We start from the raw sequence: 16,012 nt of genomic DNA, 5'->3' as shown, positions 1-16,012 counted from the left end.
GCTTATGGCTCGAAAATAGCAATCGACAAAGTCTACAAGTTTTATAGATTAACGGGCGAGACGGAGGTCGATATGTCCTATATCCAGAACGCTCAGACTGACAGCAGCGGCCAGAGGCTGGCCAATGCCCAGACCTTTCGCCCGGCCTATGCCGGAGCGTTCGCCTATCTCGTCTTTGCCCTTGCGTTTGTGTTCACCGGGGCCGTTGTTCTGGGCCTTATTCCCTAAGGCACCAGATCGACGGGGGCCAGTTTCCCCGCTGTATCAGGCAATCGGAGTTGAATGAACCGGATCCCGGTGCGTTTGCGCGCAGCCGTGGTTCGAATTTCACCGCATCCATGATTCCAGAGATGGAGGAGATGACAATGCCGATCGAATTCACGCATGTCCCCGGCAAGACCGCCGCTGCCGCCATTCCATTTTTCTACGATTTTGCCGAGACGGCAACCAAGCTCGGGCTGATCGAGGATGGCGGTTTCCAGAAGATCGTCGTCGACGATCCGGCCGGACTGCTGACCAACATGGATCTTGCCGCCCAGGTGCTGGATCGCACCTCATCGCTGGAGGTCGTTCTGACCCACTGGGCAGGCGTGGTCGAGCCGACGGTGGCGGCCCGCCAACTGGCATCGATCGACACGAAAAGCGGCGGACGGCTGGCGCTCAGGATGATCAGTGAGCCGCTGAACGACGACGACGCCGAAACACGTCCGGTCGGGCACACGGTCATCTGGCAGCGCATCGATGAATATCTGGTGCTGCTCAAGCGGCTGTGGTCGAACGATCGGCCGTTCGACCATGAAGGCGCTTTCTACAGCATCAAGGGCGGCTATATCGAGCGCAAGGGTCCGCATGGCGCGGACCTCGTCATCCGCATGGGCGGACAGTCTGGAACGGCGCTGAAAGTGGCCGGCCGGCATGCCGACGTTTTCGAACTGGCGCCGGGCTCGATCGATGAGGTCCGGCAGCTGATGGAGCGGGCGCGTGGTGCTGCCGCCGAACATGGCCGGGCGGGCAAGCTGCGCTTCGCGCTGCCGGTCCGGATCCACCGGGGCGCTTCCGCCACGGGCCACAAGGCGGTCGACCTGTCCGGGCCGCCGGCCCAGGTCGCGCTGTCGTTGCTTGCCTATGCCGGGCTAGGCATCGATGAATTCATGATCGTCGGCGTCGACGCACCGCGCGAGATCGCGACAGTCGGCCGGGAAACGCTCGCCCTGCTGCGCAACTCCCTGGCGCGCCGCGAACATGATGCCTTCCAGCCAGGCGCCTATGCGCCTCGTGCCGGGCTGGAGACGCGTGCGGCGGGCTGAAGCCGTCAGTCTTTCGTTGGCCTGTCGCCAAGCCGCGACAGGCCGTCGATGACAGCGGTGGAATCTGCCAGCGCGCCGAAGACGCCGTCCTCGACCGTCACCATGTGCAGGGCCGCCTCGTGGGCTCCCTGGTCGCCGCTGGCACAGGCATCAGAGATCGTCAGGCACTGAAAATTGCGGTCGCAGGCCTCGCGCAGCGTGGTGTGGACGCAGACATCGGTCGTGCATCCGGAAAACATGAGATGCGTGATGCCTTGCGCGCGCAGCACAAGCTCGAAATCCGTATAGGTGAAGGCGCTGTTGCAGGTCTTGTCGACAATGATGTCGTCAGGTGCGACGTCGATCTCCGGGACGATCTGAAAACCCGCGCCCGAGCGCAGCAGGATGTCGGTGCCGTCGAGACCGGAGCGCTTGCGGCGCCATTTCTCGTAGGGTGTCATGTCGGCCATGTCAGCGCGGTAGCCCTGCCTGGTGTGGATAATCGTGACGCCGGCTTTGCGTGCGGCTGATATCAGCCGGTTCACGGTTGGCAGGATCGCCCGCAGCGGCGAGGGGTCATATCCCTGTTTGGCGAAGTAGCCCGTGGTCGACAGGAAATCCTGCTGCAGGTCGATGACGATGAGCGCAGTGTTCTTGGCCATCAGCCTGCCATCATAGGGGTAGTCGAAGGGCGTTGCCTTGATCATCCGCGGTTCTCTCTTCGCCGATTGCGAGGCCCCATCGTGACTGGCGAAGGCGCGGTCGTCTACCGGGTGATGGCCTAAACGCGAAGTTGCCGAGCGCCGTGGCGCCTGCCGGGCAGATGTCGCGCGCCCGTTCGCTATACGCCCGTCGCAACGATTTGTTGACTGTTGCAGTCATCTTAAATGTTGACTAGTAAGGTCATGTTTTATAGTCAACCGGGCATCGGACTGTTGAGGTCAAAAATTGGAAATGCGGGCGGTCGCACGGGAGAAGAGCCATGACCGTGGCTGGAATCGATACCGAGATCGCTTTCCATATCGATGCGGTGCGGTTTGCCGTCGGCGAGCGGACGCTGCTCGGCCCGGTCTCGCTCGAGTTGCAGCGTTCGCGCGTCTATGGGCTGATCGGTCACAACGGCTCGGGCAAGTCGACGCTGATCAAGCTTCTGGCGCGCCAGCAGCCGGCAAGCTCGGGCGCTATCACCTTCGCCAAACGGCCGCTGCCGCAATGGGGCGCCCGTGAGCTCGCCCGCGCGCTCGCCTATTTGCCGCAGACGACGCCGGCGGCAACCGGCCTCACGGTGCGCGAACTGGCAACGCTCGGGCGCTATCCCTGGCATGGCGCGCTCGGCCGTTTCAGCTCCGAAGACAGACGGCATGTCGAGGAAGCGCTTGTGCTGACCGACATGGAAGGTTTCGCCGGCCGGCTGGTGGATGAATTGTCCGGCGGCGAGCGCCAGCGCGCCTGGCTTGCCATGCTGGTGGCGCAGAATGCCGGCGTCATGCTGCTCGACGAACCGATCTCGGCGCTCGACATCGCCCATCAGGTCGAGGTGCTGGGGCTGGTCAGGGAGCTCAGCCGCAAGCGCGACCTGTGCGTCGTCGTCGTGCTGCACGATCCCAACATGGCGGCGCGCTACTGCGATGAGCTGATCGCGCTCAAGGAAGGCAAGCTGCTGACACGCGGCACACCGAGCGAAATCATGCGGGGCGACGTGCTCAAGGGCATTTTCGGTGTCGAGATGGGCGTGTTCGCGCACCCGGTCACCGGTCAACCCGTCGGCTATGTGCAATGACGATTTCGGCGGCGGAAGCGGCTGGCCGCTGTGAGAACAAGGAAGAAGCTCTTGTCTAGACATGGTTTGTTGGCGGCGTTGGTCGCATCGGTGATCCTGGCGGGCGGCAGCGCGACCGCCCAGGAGCAAGCGGCCGGCTCTGCCCCCGCGATCGAGGCCCCTGCCGCGCCCACTGCTGCCGCACCCGCTGCTCCAGCCGCATCAGCGCCCGCCCCAGCTGCCCCCGCCGTACCAGCGCCTGCCACGCCAGAGCCTGCCACACCGGCGGCAGCCGCACCGGCCGAGGCTGCGGGAAGAATGGAGCTGAACCTGCCTCACGATTTGTCGCCATGGGGCATGTTCATGGCTGCCGACATTATCGTGAAGGCGGTGATGATCGGACTGGCTTTCGCGTCGCTCGTCACCTGGACGATATGGCTGGCAAAATCGCTGGAGATTTTCGGCGGCAAGCTGCGCATCCGCCGTGCCCTCCGCGCGATCGGCGATGCCGCCACGCTGAAGCAGGCGAGCCGAGCGCTCGACCGCAGCGGCGGCCCCGGCGCGCTTCTGGTCAAGGCAGCGCAAGAAGAGGCCGTGCTTTCGGCTGGAGCCCTCGACCACGTGTCCGGCGATGGGTTGAAGGAACGGGTCAGCTCGCGCCTGTCGCGCATCGAGGCGGCGGCGTCGCGGCGAATGTCGCGCGGCACCGGCGTGCTGGCGACGATCGGTTCCACCGCGCCTTTCGTCGGCCTGTTCGGCACTGTCTGGGGCATCATGAATGCCTTCATCGGCATTTCGCAGGCGCAGACCACCAATCTCGCCGTGGTCGCGCCGGGCATCGCCGAAGCGCTGCTGGCCACCGCCATGGGCCTCGTCGCGGCAATTCCGGCCGTGGTGATCTACAACGTCTTCGTCCGCTCGATAGCCGGCTACCGGCAGATCCTCACCGATGCCTCGGCGGGCGTCGAACGGCTGGTCAGCCGCGACCTCGATTTCCGCACGATAGCGCCGGCGACGGCCCTGGCGGCGGAGTAGCGTCATGGGAAGCAGAATCCGGCAGAATATGGACGACGATCTCGAGGAGAGCCACGAGATCAACGTCACGCCCTTCATCGATGTCATCCTGGTGCTGCTGATCATCTTCATGGTCGCGGCGCCGCTGGCGACGGTGGATGTCGATATCGACCTGCCGGGCTCGATGGCGAGACCCGCGCCGCGGCCGGAGACACCGCTGTTCCTGACCTTGAAGGATGATCTTACGCTGGCGATCGGCAACGACACCGTGCCGCGCCCGGCCTTCGCCGCCACGCTGGACAGCAGGACAAAGGGCGACAAGCAGACGCGTATCTTCCTGCGTGCCGACAAGGCGGTCGCCTATGGCGACCTGATGGAGGCGATGAACCTTTTGCGTGGCGCCGGTTACCTGAAAGTCGCGCTGGTCGGCCTGGAGGCGGCACCCGCGGCCGATGCACCGGCGCCCGCGACGACGGGAACCGTGATGCCATGATGCAATCGGCCGGTTCTCCCACGGTAGAGCTGTCGCGCCTTCGCGGGCGCGATCTCGGTCTGTGGGTGGGGGCGGCCGCTTTGGTCCTCGGAGCGCATGTTGCGGTTGCCTATGCCGTGCAGAACTTCAGCATGGTCAATGAAGCGGATGGCGGCCCGCCACCAGCCCAGGTGATTGAGATGGCGCCGATGACGGTGATGCCGGCTGTGGAGGAACAGGTCGCGGCGCTGGATGCGGTGACGCCTGACCAGAGCGAGCCAACGCCAACACCGACGACGGAACCGACACCTGAACATGTCGAGAAGGCTGAACCGATTGTCGAACAGCCGGAAGCTGTTGCGCCCGACGAGACCGAGCCCACCCAGACCGAAATGGCTGAGCAGATCGATCAGCCACCGCTGGATGAGGTGATCCCGGACATTGTCGAGGCGGTCGCCCCCGATGTGGTCGTTCCGTTACCTCAGCCGAAGCCGGTCGAGGCGCCGAAGGACAAGAAACCGGTTGAGGCCAAGGCTAAAAAGCCTGTCGACAAGCCTAAACCCAAGAAGGAAAAAGCGGCGCCGCCCAAAACGGTAGCCGCCGCCAGCGCCGATGCCAAGGCTGCGGCCAAGACAGCAGCGCCGAAATCGGCGGAAGCGACGGGGCGATCCGGCGACTCCAGCAAATGGGATTCAAGACTGCGCTCATGGATCAATCGACATACGCGCTATCCGAGTGCGGCGAGAGCCCAACGCGCCGAAGGCAGTGCATACGTAACGTTTACAGTCGACTCGTCCGGCCGGGTGCTGTCTGCCAGATTGACCCGTTCCTCCGGCAATGCCGACCTGGATCGCGCGGCACTTTCCGTGCTCCAGGGAGCTTCCGTTCCGGCACCCCCGCCTGAGCTTGGTGGGCGCCAAAGCCGCACGGCGCCGTTCGTCTTCAACTTGCGCGATTAGCGCGTCCTGGGGCACCGAAACGGTGGTGCCATTGGCCCTCGCGCAGACAGTGACCGATCAGCGGCTCATCGACCGGCAAAGCGCTTCGACCTGTTCCAGATAGAAGCGGCACTTCGTGCGCAGCGTCCTGAGGTTCGGGTCTTCGGCACCATTGATCTCGATGGTCTGCATCATGAAGTCGAAATGGGCGTGAAAGGCATCCGTCGCGCCCCACAGGCTGTCGGCCTGCCAGGTGTCGGCCATTGCCATCGAGACGAGCTGGCGGGCTTCGATGCGCGCGCTATCCGGTGATGGCGGACGGCGAGCGATCAAGGCGTGGAGCTGGCCGAAAATGCCTTCGCTGGCGTCGGCGCTGCTGATGGTTGCGATCATGTTCATCGGCGGGTCCCCCTCAAATCTGCGTGCATTAATGTCGACCTTGCGGGCTGCTGGCGATCAAGGTCGGAATCGCTGCCGTATCGGATGGTCGGCCTCGGATCAGGTTGGTGGCCTCGGCCTCTGCCTGCTCGAACCAGTAGACCATTTCGGCATGGCCGAGGTCGGCGGCGGCCTTCTTCAGGAGCGGCAGCAGACCTTGTAACGCACAAAGTGTCTCCCACCGGTTCGGCTGCGAGCCGGCCGGCGCGCATAAGGCTGACGGTTGCATCCGCTACGCTCTCCTTGGCTGAGCGGGGCTATCCTTTGCATGCATCGGGTTGCCGCTGAGTTGGGCATGTCTTGCCGGCCGCGCGCCGCGCAGCACATCGAAGGCTTCGGCATAGGCCATGCCGAGCAGATAGGAGATCATGGGAAAACGGCTTGCTTCGGCCATCTGCACCAGCTCATTGGTCATCGATGCGATATATTGGAGACTATCGATCTCTGACTGACGTAGGGTCTGATTTGGCACGTGCTTCTCCTGTCATCTGGTGGAACTCAGGGAACGCGTACTGGCTACAACAGACATAATAAGACGGCTAATTAATTGACTGACCCGCGGAATGCGGGCCTGGTTCAGGGGTCGAGAGGGTCAACGCATAGATCGGCGCGTCGGTGAGGCGGTCGAGGCCGAGAAGGCGGTTGATCGCAGAATGGCTGAGCGCCGCCGTGGGACAGGCCGACAAGCCATGCCTGGTCGCGGCCAACATCACGTTCTGGCCGATATGGCCAGCCTCGATCAGCACGACGCGGTAGGCGTTGGCATCCTCATATTTCCACATGGTACGGTCTAGCCTGGCGCAAAGCAGGATCAGGCATGGCATGGCATCCGCCCATTCCTGCCCACCGACCAGCTCGGAGATCTTTGGCAGATGGTTGGCCGGGATCCTGCCGAGATCATGATCGACGGCGGAATAGTGATAGACGCCGGGCTCCAGACCCTCGACGCCAAGTGCTACCACATAGGCTTCATAGGGGTTCCGGGCGCCGCCCGAAGGGGTCATGCCTAGCGGCAGGGCGCCGACGCAGTTGCTGGTCTCGCCGGTAATGCCCATGCCCGCGAACAGGCAGTCGGAGAGCTGCTGCGCGGTGATGGTGGGTGCGGCCGCGGTGCGGTTGGTGCGGCGCCGCGCCATCAGGCTCAGAAGCTCGTTGTCGTCGAGCGCGTTCGGCAGCCGAATGGCGCCCATGGCATTCTTGAGCACGAGGTCGGGCTGCGCGACGTGCCCGGCACGGTCGATCTGGTGTGTCTCGGCCTGTTCAATAGTCATGAACTCTGCGTCCTGGACGCAGAAATGCATCAGCGCGGTCGGGATGCCCCACCTCCACTGTCCGGAAAATTTCGTTTCCTGCTCGGCCAGCGGCGAGCCGGCGGTGACCAGGGCGGAAAAATCAAGTAATTGCGGGACGACGGCGTTGAGGTCGGATTTCGACCATCCTTGGGCGCGCGCGATTTCCGTCGTGGAGGCCCATTCGTCCCAGGACGCAAGAAGGCCAATCACTTCGGGGCTGCATTCGAAGACGCTTCTGGTCAGGAAATTGCACGCCGTGACCTTGTTGGTCCCGGGATAGAAGACAAGCGTTTTTGAAGAGCGCATTTTCATGATGCTGGATGCCGTTTCGTGAATGCGAAGCGCCGACTGGCTGACAGCCCGTCGGCGCCGAGCGGCTTCAGCGCTTGTTGTAGTGCATGCCCTGCGAGAAGAAGACGGTCTGCGTGCCCGCGGTGACCGTCAGCTTCGGGGCATTGGTTACTTTCTTGGCCATTTTTCGTCCCTTTTCCCGACCCCCAATGGGATCTGTTGAGAGATCCCCACAGCAGGATCCGCGAGAAGAAGGGTAAGGTCGAAAGAGTTAATGATTTGTTAAAATTGTAGTAAAGCCAACGTGATCTAAAATATCTTTCCTAACGTTAAAGTCTAAAAAATCGATTTTTCTCAGATAGGGAGTAGGCGTATGCTAGCATACGCTTTTTCGAGATATTCTTATTCTTATTTAGCGTAAGCGAGCGGTTGCTTGATGGCGCGCAAAGGCGTCCTCCGGCTTTGGGGGATCTAGTGGATGGAAACAAGGACCTTAAGCGCGTCGCCACATTCGTTGCGACGCGACGCGCGCTTCAGCCCAGCCAGTCCCGGGCAAGGCTGGCGACAAGTTGATCCATGCCCGGGTCGTCAAGCCTGACGACATGAGCCATGCGGATCGCATGCCGCGGCCGGATACCGGACATATCCTGGCGCATGATGACCGATACGAACGCCGGCCCAGCCTCGGTCAGCAGCATAGCCTTGCCTATCAGCACCGGTTCGGAGATGGGGGCCCATTGCACCGAGATCAGCGACGGTTCGCCGGTCTGACGACGATTGATGCCGCTGAAATAGATCCAGTTCAGGCGCGAGATCGCCACGCCATAGTGGTTGCCGCGCGCCCGCGCCCATGTCGAGCCACGCCGCTCCGACCATCCGGTGACCCTGCGGAATGTGACCAGTTCAGCTTCGCGACGCACGAAGGTCACCGACCGCATCAAGAGGTCGGGACGGGCCGGGATAGAAAAGTAGGTGAAGTAGGTGCCGCCCGCGATCGACGGGGCGGGTGGGCGGATCATCTGGTTGAACAGGCTTTCCGAGATCGGCGGCAGGCCGGGATTCCTGGGCTCGGGAGCACCAGGATCCTGGTAGAGTTCCGCTTCGTCGATGCGGAAATAGTCGCAGATCAGCTTGGCGGTCGCCTTGTTCGGAACGGTCTGGCCCTGCAGGTAACGTTCGAACTGCGTGCGGTTGATACCCAACTCACGGCATACCGCGCTAACCGAAGCATGGTCCTTGCAGAGCCGTCGGAGATTTGCAGCGAGGTTCTCGCGAATGGACACGGTGTTGCTTTCGCAGGCGAATTCATCATTTCAACTCAAGAATCCATATAGCGCCTTCGGTCGCCCCCGCCGAAACGCCTTGTCACAACGCACAGAAAAAACTGATTTGAGAGCCCCAGTCTAATGGGACAGCTTCCAAAAAAAATAGCGCCAATCCGGCAACGGCCATCGCCATAAGTCCAATTGACAATTGCCATGCATCGGAATCGCGCGAAATCGTGTATGGCCTTTTTTGGGAGTATCGGCGCTGCGTCGCATCGCGCTCTATCGAACGGTGCCCGAGCCTTGGCGGCGCGGCAGAGGCGGAGAACCGATTATCCCGCTGGTGGAGCTGAGGAGGATCGAACTCCTGACCTCGTCATTGCGAACGACGCGCTCTCCCAGCTGAGCTACAGCCCCGTCCAACGGATGGCGCATTTATCGGGCGCGGCGGATTTCTGTCAAGGCGGCGTCTTGCCGAAATCCTTGTTGCCCGGAGCGTCGGCTGCCGGCCCTTGCCGGTTTGGCGCGCAATGGCTACATGTCGGCAACAATCGGAGACCGGCATGCTCGCCCTCATTCAAACCATCGTCATGGCGCTTGACCTCTACTGGTGGATCATCATCGCCTCGGCGATCTTTTCCTGGCTGTACGCCTTCAACGTCGTGAACTCGCGCAACCAGTTCGTCGGCAGCATCGGCAATATGCTCTACAGGCTGACCGAACCGGCGCTGCGGCCGATCCGCCGCTTCATGCCGGACCTTGGCGGCGTCGACATCTCGCCGATCATCCTGCTCTTGATCCTGTTCTTCGTCAGGCAGTTCATTCTCACCACGGTAGCGCCGCTGGTGCTGTGAACCCGTCGCTCGCATGAGCACGCCGTTTCGCATCCGCGAGAACGGCATCGACCTGTTCTTGCGGCTGACACCAAAGTCTTCCGTGGACAGGTTGGAAGGCGTCGAGACATCGGCGGACGGGCGAAGCCATCTGAAAGCGCGGGTCCGCGCCGTGCCGGAAAACGGCGCCGCCAATCAAGCGTTGCAGAACCTGGTCGCCAAGGCACTGGGAGTGCCGGCATCGTCCGTCTCGGTCGTCGCCGGCGGCACCGCACGGCTCAAGACGTTGCGTATATTGGGTGATCCCGAGATGCTGGCGCGGGACGTCGAAGCGCTCAGCGGCCAGTCGTCCGGCTGAAGTTCAATCGCCTAACGGCAGGCGGGGATCGTCGACCTTCAGCGTGTTCACGCTTTGCTTGATGCGGCGCAAATTCTCCAGCACCTTGGGGCCACGCGCCTCGGCAACCGATGTCACGATCATGTCGACGATCGCCAGCAGCGCGTAGCGCGACGATGTCGGCTTGTAGATGTTGCCGTCCTCGAGCGGCTGCAGATGGATGACCGTGTCGGCGGCCTTGGCCAGCGCCGAATCAGGCGCGGTGACGGCGATCGTGGTGGCGCCATATTGCTGGGCGACCTGCACCGCTTCGATGACCGAGCGGGCATAGCCTGACACCGAAAAGGCGACCAGCGTGGTCTCCGGCGTGGCAACGGCGGCGTACATGCGCTGCAACTGGCCGTCGATCTGCGCCAGCACCGGCAGGCCGAGCCGGAACAGCCGGTTCTGCATTTCGGTCGCCATCATCGAGGAGATGCCGCCGGAGCCGATGCACAGCACATTGCCCGACGTCGCCAGCCGCTCGGCGACAGTGACCAACGTCGTCATGTCGAGGTTCTCGCTGGCGCGCTGGATGGCTGATATCGCGGCTTCGGTGATGGCCGAGGCGATGCGCTGCTCACGCGCGTCGCGGCTCAGCGGTTCAGGCGACAGATATTGGCCGCCGATGGCGATGGCCTGCGCCAGATAGAACTTGAAATCGCGCAGGCCCTCGCAGCCGAGATTGCGGCAGAAGCGGGTCACCGTCGGTTCGCTGACCCCGACGCGCGCGGCAATTTCGGAGATTGCCGCCTTGGATGCGAAGTCGAGGTCGGACAGAACGAGGCTGGCCAGCCGGCGATCGGATTTGGTGCCGTCCTGCGACATCAGCTGCAGCCGCGTGATGATGTCGGCCGGCGTTTTCATGCCCGTGTTTTCGTCTTCATGTTGCTCGCTTCGTCTTCACGCGATTGCCTTCGCAGGGGTAGGCGTTATAGCGGCAGGCCCGTCGCCTTGTCGAACAGATGGATGTTGCGGGGATCGACCGAGACCGGCAGCAGGTCGCCCGGCCTGACTGGCACCCGGTCGCGGAACACGGCGCGCACCGTATCGGCGCCAATGGCGCCATAGACATGGGTCTCGGAACCCGTCGGCTCGACGACATCCACCTTGAGCGCCATGGCATCGGCCGCTTCACCGATGATGAAGTGCTCGGGCCGGATGCCGGCCTCCACCGCGCTGCCTGCCGGCGCCGCCTTGCCGGCAAGCGCAAGACGCCCGCCGCCGGCCGACTCGAACCAGGTCTTGTCAGGCGTGGTCTTGAGGGCCCCGGACACAAAACTCATCGATGGCGAGCCGAGGAAGCCGGCGACGAACTTGTTGGCCGGCCGGTCATAGAGCTCCAGCGGCGCTCCCACCTGCTGGATCCTGCCGCGATCCATCACGACGATGCGGTCGGCCATGGTCATGGCCTCGATCTGGTCATGGGTGACATAGACGATGGTCGATTTCAGCCGCTGGTGCAGCGCCTTGATCTCGGTGCGCATCTGGACGCGCAACTGGGCATCTAGGTTGGACAGCGGTTCATCGAACAGGAACACCGACGGCTCGCGTACGATGGCGCGGCCCATGGCGACACGCTGGCGCTGGCCGCCCGACAACTGCCGGGGATAGCGATCGAGATAGGAGAACAGGTTGAGGACGCCGGATGCCTTCTTGACCTTTGCATCGATGGCGGTCCGCGCCTCGCCACGGATCTTCGGGCCGAAACCGATGTTGTCGGAAGCCTTGAGATGCGGAAACAGCGCATAGGACTGGAACACCATGGCAATGTTGCGCCGCTGCGGTGGCAGATCGTTGGCGCGCACGCCGCCGATCAGTAGATCGCCAGAGGTGATCGTCTCCAGGCCCGCCAGCATGCGCAGCAAGGTCGACTTGCCGCAGCCGGACGGGCCGACCAGCACCACGAACTCGCCGCTCTTGATATCGAGGCTGATGTTTTCCAGGATCTTGTGCTGCCCGAACGATTTCGACAGGTCGCGGAACTCGACGTCGGTCATGGTTACGCTCCCAAAATGTCGTCGATGAAGGGCAGGCAGCCGGCGGTCAGCCCGGCGTCCACGGGCATCACCACGCCTGTTATGCCCGATGCGCGATCCGATGCAAGGAAAGCCACCGCTTCCGCCACTTCCGCGGCATTGACGATGCGGCCGAGCGGATAGAGCCGCTGCAGCTTGCCAAGGATTTCAGGGTCCTTGGCAAGGCGATGGTCCCAGGCGGCGGTGCGGATCGATCCCGGACAGACGACATTGGCGCGCACGCCGCTGCGGCCAAGCTCGACGGCGATCGATTTGGCATAGGCGTTGATGCCGGCCTTGGCCGCGGCGTAGACGGGATTGCCGAAATGCGCGATGGCATTGACGGAAGAGATGAAGACGACGCTGCCTGAACCGCGTGCGGCCATCGCCTTCACCAGTGGGTCGGCGAAAGTCATCACCCCGGTCAGATTGAGGTCGAGCTCGTGCTCTATTCTGTCGGCGTCGAGCGCGGCAAGCGTCTCGGCACGTGTCCAGCCGGCATTGTTGATCAGGATGTCAGGCACGCCGTCCCGGTCGAGGACAGCGGCGATCCCTGCCTCGATGGAAGTCCGGTCGAGAAGGTTGAAGACATGGCGCGAGGCAAGCTGCGGGCTTGCCAGCGCCGCGTCCGACTGGTCGCAGCCGACCACGCGTGCGCCCCTATCGGCCAACAGCGCGACAATCGCCGAGCCAAGGCCGCCGCCGGCGCCGGTGACAACGGCAGTTCTGCCTTCGAATTCGGCTCTCGAAACCACAGGGATGCTCCTCCAGCATGTCAGGCGGATGCCGGCAGGCTATCGAACGGAATGTAATTAAGCAACACGATAATCTGCTTGCATGCGGCCAATTCATCGATAATGTAGGAAAGTCACATAAATCTGGCGCCAGCCATCGGCACCAAGGGCGCATATGCGCGGACCAAAAATGGGAGAGATCAGATGAACCTTGCCAAATGGACTGTCGGCCTGATGGCCGGAATGAGCATGCTGGCCTTCGCGGCGCAGGCGGAGGCTGGTGAAGTGCGCGTCACCGTTGCCGAATACAGCGCCAAGACCGGCCCGTATTTCGAAGCGGTGAAGAAGGAATTCGAAGCCGCCAATCCGGGCATCACCGTCAAGTTCGAAGTCGTGCCGTGGGATGTGCTGTTGCAGAAGCTGACAACCGACATCACCGCCGGCACCAATGCCGATCTCTCGATCATCGGCACGCGCTGGCTGATCGACTTCGTCCAGCAGGATGTCGCCGAGCCGCTCGACGGCTATATCACGCCCGAATTCAAGGGCCGCTTCATCGACACCTTCCTGTCGCCATCGATCATGGGCGGCAAGACCTACGGCCTGCCGATCGCGGCTTCGGCGCGCGCCATGTATTACAACAAGGACCTGTTCGAGAAGGCCGGCATTGCCAAGCCACCGGCGACCTGGACCGAGTTGCAGGACGATGCGCGCAAGATCAAGGCGCTGGGTTCCGGCACGTTCGGGTTCGGCCTGCAGGGCAAGGAGATCGAGACCGACGTCTATTACTACTACGCCATGTGGTCGCAGGGCACCGAGATCCTCAACAAGGATGGTACGTCGGGCCTCGGCACGCCGGGCGCGCTCGAAGCCGCCAAGCTCTACAAGTCGATGATCGACGAAGGGCTGACCGAACCTGGCGTCACCTCCAACAACCGCGAGGATGTGCAGAATCTGTTCAAGCAGGGCAAGGTCGGCATGATGATCACCGCGCCTTTCCTGTCCAACCAGATCAAGGATGAGGCACCGACCCTGAAATATGGCGTCGCTGCCATCCCGGCTGGTCCGACAGGCGCGCGCGGCACCTATGGCGTCACCGATTCCATGATCATGTTCAAGAACTCCAAGAACAAGGACGAGGCCTGGAAGCTGATGGACTTCCTGTTCACCAAGGAGCAGCGCGCCAAGTTCACGCAAGGCGAAGGCTTCCTGCCGGTGAACAAGGAAGAGGCCAAGATGGACTATTACGTCAACAATGCGGATCTGGCCGCCTTCACAGCGCTGCTGCCCGACGCCCGCTTCGCGCCGGTCATTCCGGGCTGGGAAGAAGTCGCCCAGATCACGTCGGATGCGATGCAGAAGATCTATCTCGGCGGCGACCCCGAGGCAGGCCTGAAGGACGCGGCGGCCAAGGCCAATGCAGTGCTGAAGAAGTAGCTCAAACAAATAGGGCGTATCTCCCTGCGCCCGTGGCGCGCCCCAGACTCAGGCGGGGCGCGCCACTCCCTTGGTTTCCCGCCTGGTGCGGCGGATCCGAAATTCGCATAGAAACTTCTGATCCACGCGCCGAGGCGCAGGCCAGCCGATGCAAAATCGTTTCTTGCCCTATCTCCTGACCTTGCCCAGCCTGCTCCTGGCGGCAGTGGTCATCTTCTGGCCGGTCTGGGACCTGATCCAGATCGCGACGCATGACGTCAACCGCTTCGGCCAGTTGCGCGAGTTCAGCGGCCTTGCCAATTTCGCGGCACTTGCCGCCGATCCGGACTTCGTGGCGGCACTCTGGCGCACCGGCCTTTGGACCGTGCTGGTGGTCGGCGGCGCGCTGCTGCTGTCGGTCCCGGTGGCGATGATCCTCAACACCGATTTCTATGGCCGCGGCATTGCCCGTGTCATCATCATGCTGCCCTGGGCGGTGTCGCTGACCATGACGGCCGTGGTCTGGCGCTGGGCGCTGAGCGGCGAAAGCGGCATGCTGAATTCGGCGCTGCTTGGCCTCGGCATCATCGACCACAACATCCAGTGGCTGGCGCAGGCCAGCACTGCCTTCCCGATGCAGGTGCTGATCGGCATATTGGTGACTGTGCCGTTCACCACGACGATCTTCCTCGGCGGCCTGTCGTCGATCCCGGACGATCTCTACGAGGCGGCGGCGCTCGAAGGGGCGACGCCGCTGCAGCAGTTCCGCGAGATCACCTTTCCGCTCTTAAAACCGTTCATCAACATCGCCATCGTGCTCAACACCATCTACGTCTTCAACTCGTTTCCGATCATCTGGGTGATGACGCAGGGCGGGCCGGCCAACTCGACCGACATCCTGGTCACCCACCTCTACAAGCTGGCCTTCCGCATCGGCAAACTGGGCGAGGCGTCGGCGGTGTCGCTGGTGATGTTCGCCATATTGCTGGTCTTCACCATGATCTATGTGCGCCTTGCCATGCGGGAGCAACGTGCATGAGAAGCAAACTCAAACGCACCATCATCGCCTGGCTGCTGCTGGCGCCGCTGATCGTGGTGACGATCTTTCCCTTCGCGGTGATGTTCCTGACGGCGGTCAAGCCACGGCAGGAGGTGCTGTCGCCGACATGGTGGCCAAGCGAGTTCCGCTGGTCCAACTTCTCCGACATGTGGGTGGCGACCGGCTTCGGCCGAGCGCTGGCCAATTCGCTCTATGTCTCGGTCATCGCTACCGTCGGCGCGATCCTCATCTCCGTTCCCACCGCCTACGCCATGTCGCGCTTTCGCTTTGCCGGCTATGGCGCCTTCCGCCAGTTCCTGTTGATCTCGCAGATGATCTCGCCGATCGTGCTGGTGCTTGGCCTGTTCCGGCTGATGGCGGCCTGGGGACTGGTCGAAAGCACCACGGCGCTGGGCTTCATCTACATGGCCTTCAACGTCGCCTTCACCGTGTGGATGCTGCAGAGCTATTTCGACACCATTCCGCGCGATCTCGAGGAAGCCGCCTGGATGGAAGGCGCCGGCCGCTGGCTGACGCTGCGCAAAGTGTTCCTGCCGCTCTGCCTGCCGGCGATCGCGGTGACTGCGATCTTCACCTTCATCAACGCCTGGAACGAGTTCGTCGTGGCGCTGACCATGCTGCGCAGCCAGGAAAGCTACACGCTGCCGATCCAGGTGTTCTCGCTGGTCGCCGGCCGCTATACGATCGAATGGCATCACGTCATGGCGGCCACGCTGCTGGCGACCCTGCCGGTGGCGATCCTGTTCATCTGGCTGCAGCGCTACCTCGTGCGCGGGCTGGCGCTCGGGGCGGTCAAATAGCAATTCCGGGAAAACTCTGC

The 16,012-nt window shown here is 62.7% G+C and carries 20 protein-coding genes and 1 tRNA gene; 11 read left to right on the top strand and 10 right to left on the bottom strand.

Going from position 1 to position 16,012, the window contains the following annotated elements; translation table 11 throughout:
* The first annotated feature begins 72 nt into the window (after positions 1 to 72).
* Together A3A9_RS45260 and A3A9_RS0120695 are read left to right on the top strand one after the other, a co-directional pair.
* Entirely contained in the window at positions 73 to 228 is a 156-nt protein-coding gene (locus tag A3A9_RS45260) for a hypothetical protein (RefSeq protein ID WP_010912229.1), read from the top strand.
* A gap of 137 nt (positions 229 to 365) precedes the next feature.
* Positions 366 to 1,307, top strand: coding sequence for an LLM class flavin-dependent oxidoreductase (locus A3A9_RS0120695; protein ID WP_027060477.1), 942 nt, complete (start codon positions 366 to 368; stop codon positions 1,305 to 1,307).
* A gap of 5 nt (positions 1,308 to 1,312) precedes the next feature.
* Here the strand turns inward: A3A9_RS0120695 and A3A9_RS0120690 are convergent, their stop codons facing one another.
* Positions 1,313 to 1,993, bottom strand: coding sequence for a cysteine hydrolase family protein (locus A3A9_RS0120690; protein ID WP_027060476.1), 681 nt, complete (start codon positions 1,991 to 1,993; stop codon positions 1,313 to 1,315).
* 275 nt (positions 1,994 to 2,268) lie between these two features.
* Here A3A9_RS0120690 and A3A9_RS0120685 point away from each other — a divergent pair, with 275 nt between their 5' ends.
* From A3A9_RS0120685 to A3A9_RS0120670, 4 genes are read left to right on the top strand one after another with little or no spacing between them, the layout of a single operon-like run.
* Complete coding sequence (locus A3A9_RS0120685) at positions 2,269 to 3,066, top strand: ATP-binding cassette domain-containing protein (protein WP_082222157.1); 798 nt, start codon at positions 2,269 to 2,271, stop codon at positions 3,064 to 3,066.
* A gap of 51 nt (positions 3,067 to 3,117) precedes the next feature.
* Positions 3,118 to 4,080, top strand: coding sequence for a tonB-system energizer ExbB (gene exbB / locus A3A9_RS0120680; RefSeq protein ID WP_027060474.1), 963 nt, complete (start codon positions 3,118 to 3,120; stop codon positions 4,078 to 4,080).
* A gap of 4 nt (positions 4,081 to 4,084) precedes the next feature.
* The gene (gene exbD, locus A3A9_RS0120675) at positions 4,085 to 4,552 is read left to right on the top strand and encodes a TonB system transport protein ExbD (protein WP_027060473.1); all 468 of its coding nucleotides are present in this window, start codon (positions 4,085 to 4,087) and stop codon (positions 4,550 to 4,552) included.
* Positions 4,549 to 5,490 carry a TonB family protein gene (locus A3A9_RS0120670; RefSeq protein WP_027060472.1) on the top strand — a complete coding sequence of 314 codons (942 nt, stop codon included), beginning with the start codon at positions 4,549 to 4,551 and terminating at the stop codon, positions 5,488 to 5,490. The genes exbD and A3A9_RS0120670 overlap by 4 nt, the downstream gene beginning before the upstream one ends.
* 57 nt (positions 5,491 to 5,547) lie before the next feature.
* On the opposite strand, the gene A3A9_RS0120665 is transcribed toward A3A9_RS0120670, so the two are convergent.
* The 6 genes from A3A9_RS0120665 to A3A9_RS0120635 form a co-directional block, all read right to left on the bottom strand.
* Positions 5,548 to 5,868 (bottom strand): hypothetical protein, encoded by a 321-nt coding sequence (locus A3A9_RS0120665; RefSeq protein WP_027060471.1) that lies wholly within the window; start codon positions 5,866 to 5,868, stop codon positions 5,548 to 5,550.
* A 28-nt stretch (positions 5,869 to 5,896) separates the two neighbouring features.
* Positions 5,897 to 6,136 (bottom strand): hypothetical protein, encoded by a 240-nt coding sequence (locus A3A9_RS42765; protein WP_082222156.1) that lies wholly within the window; start codon positions 6,134 to 6,136, stop codon positions 5,897 to 5,899.
* 3 nt (positions 6,137 to 6,139) lie between these two features.
* Positions 6,140 to 6,379, bottom strand: coding sequence for a hypothetical protein (locus tag A3A9_RS0120655; RefSeq protein WP_027060470.1), 240 nt, complete (start codon positions 6,377 to 6,379; stop codon positions 6,140 to 6,142).
* 67 nt (positions 6,380 to 6,446) lie between these two features.
* The gene (locus tag A3A9_RS0120650; RefSeq protein ID WP_245279087.1) at positions 6,447 to 7,505 is read right to left on the bottom strand and encodes a SagB/ThcOx family dehydrogenase; all 1,059 of its coding nucleotides are present in this window, start codon (positions 7,503 to 7,505) and stop codon (positions 6,447 to 6,449) included.
* A 518-nt stretch (positions 7,506 to 8,023) separates the two neighbouring features.
* Positions 8,024 to 8,773 (bottom strand): helix-turn-helix domain-containing protein, encoded by a 750-nt coding sequence (locus A3A9_RS0120640; protein ID WP_027060468.1) that lies wholly within the window; start codon positions 8,771 to 8,773, stop codon positions 8,024 to 8,026.
* 323 nt (positions 8,774 to 9,096) lie between these two features.
* Positions 9,097 to 9,172, bottom strand: a tRNA-Ala gene (locus tag A3A9_RS0120635).
* A gap of 146 nt (positions 9,173 to 9,318) precedes the next feature.
* On the opposite strand from A3A9_RS0120635, the gene A3A9_RS0120630 reads away from it, so the two are divergent.
* Positions 9,319 to 9,609 carry a YggT family protein gene (locus tag A3A9_RS0120630; RefSeq protein WP_027060467.1) on the top strand — a complete coding sequence of 97 codons (291 nt, stop codon included), beginning with the start codon at positions 9,319 to 9,321 and terminating at the stop codon, positions 9,607 to 9,609.
* A gap of 13 nt (positions 9,610 to 9,622) precedes the next feature.
* Positions 9,623 to 9,946, top strand: coding sequence for a DUF167 domain-containing protein (locus tag A3A9_RS0120625; RefSeq protein WP_027060466.1), 324 nt, complete (start codon positions 9,623 to 9,625; stop codon positions 9,944 to 9,946).
* Between the two features lie 3 nt (positions 9,947 to 9,949).
* Here the strand turns inward: A3A9_RS0120625 and A3A9_RS0120620 are convergent, their stop codons facing one another.
* The 3 genes from A3A9_RS0120620 to A3A9_RS0120610 all read right to left on the bottom strand — a co-directional run bounded on the left by A3A9_RS0120620 (position 9,950) and on the right by A3A9_RS0120610 (position 12,737).
* Positions 9,950 to 10,831 (bottom strand): MurR/RpiR family transcriptional regulator, encoded by an 882-nt coding sequence (locus A3A9_RS0120620; RefSeq protein WP_027060465.1) that lies wholly within the window; start codon positions 10,829 to 10,831, stop codon positions 9,950 to 9,952.
* 65 nt (positions 10,832 to 10,896) lie between these two features.
* Positions 10,897 to 11,964, bottom strand: coding sequence for an ABC transporter ATP-binding protein (locus A3A9_RS0120615; RefSeq protein ID WP_027060464.1), 1,068 nt, complete (start codon positions 11,962 to 11,964; stop codon positions 10,897 to 10,899).
* A gap of 2 nt (positions 11,965 to 11,966) precedes the next feature.
* Positions 11,967 to 12,737 carry an SDR family oxidoreductase gene (locus A3A9_RS0120610; RefSeq protein ID WP_027060463.1) on the bottom strand — a complete coding sequence of 257 codons (771 nt, stop codon included), beginning with the start codon at positions 12,735 to 12,737 and terminating at the stop codon, positions 11,967 to 11,969.
* A 183-nt stretch (positions 12,738 to 12,920) separates the two neighbouring features.
* On the opposite strand from A3A9_RS0120610, the gene A3A9_RS0120605 reads away from it, so the two are divergent.
* The 3 genes from A3A9_RS0120605 to A3A9_RS0120595 all read left to right on the top strand — a co-directional run bounded on the left by A3A9_RS0120605 (position 12,921) and on the right by A3A9_RS0120595 (position 15,992).
* Positions 12,921 to 14,153 (top strand): ABC transporter substrate-binding protein, encoded by a 1,233-nt coding sequence (locus tag A3A9_RS0120605; RefSeq protein WP_027060462.1) that lies wholly within the window; start codon positions 12,921 to 12,923, stop codon positions 14,151 to 14,153.
* Between the two features lie 148 nt (positions 14,154 to 14,301).
* Entirely contained in the window at positions 14,302 to 15,171 is an 870-nt protein-coding gene (locus tag A3A9_RS0120600; RefSeq protein ID WP_027060461.1) for a carbohydrate ABC transporter permease, read from the top strand.
* Positions 15,168 to 15,992 (top strand): carbohydrate ABC transporter permease, encoded by an 825-nt coding sequence (locus A3A9_RS0120595; RefSeq protein ID WP_027060460.1) that lies wholly within the window; start codon positions 15,168 to 15,170, stop codon positions 15,990 to 15,992. The genes A3A9_RS0120600 and A3A9_RS0120595 overlap by 4 nt, the downstream gene beginning before the upstream one ends.
* Positions 15,993 to 16,012 lie beyond the last annotated feature (20 nt).

The organism is Mesorhizobium loti CJ3sym (assembly GCF_000472785.1).
In the GTDB taxonomy this organism is placed as follows: Bacteria; Pseudomonadota; Alphaproteobacteria; order Rhizobiales; family Rhizobiaceae; genus Mesorhizobium; species Mesorhizobium loti_E.
Note: the sequence above shows the minus strand (reverse complement) of the source record. Positions and strands in the feature narration are given on the sequence as shown.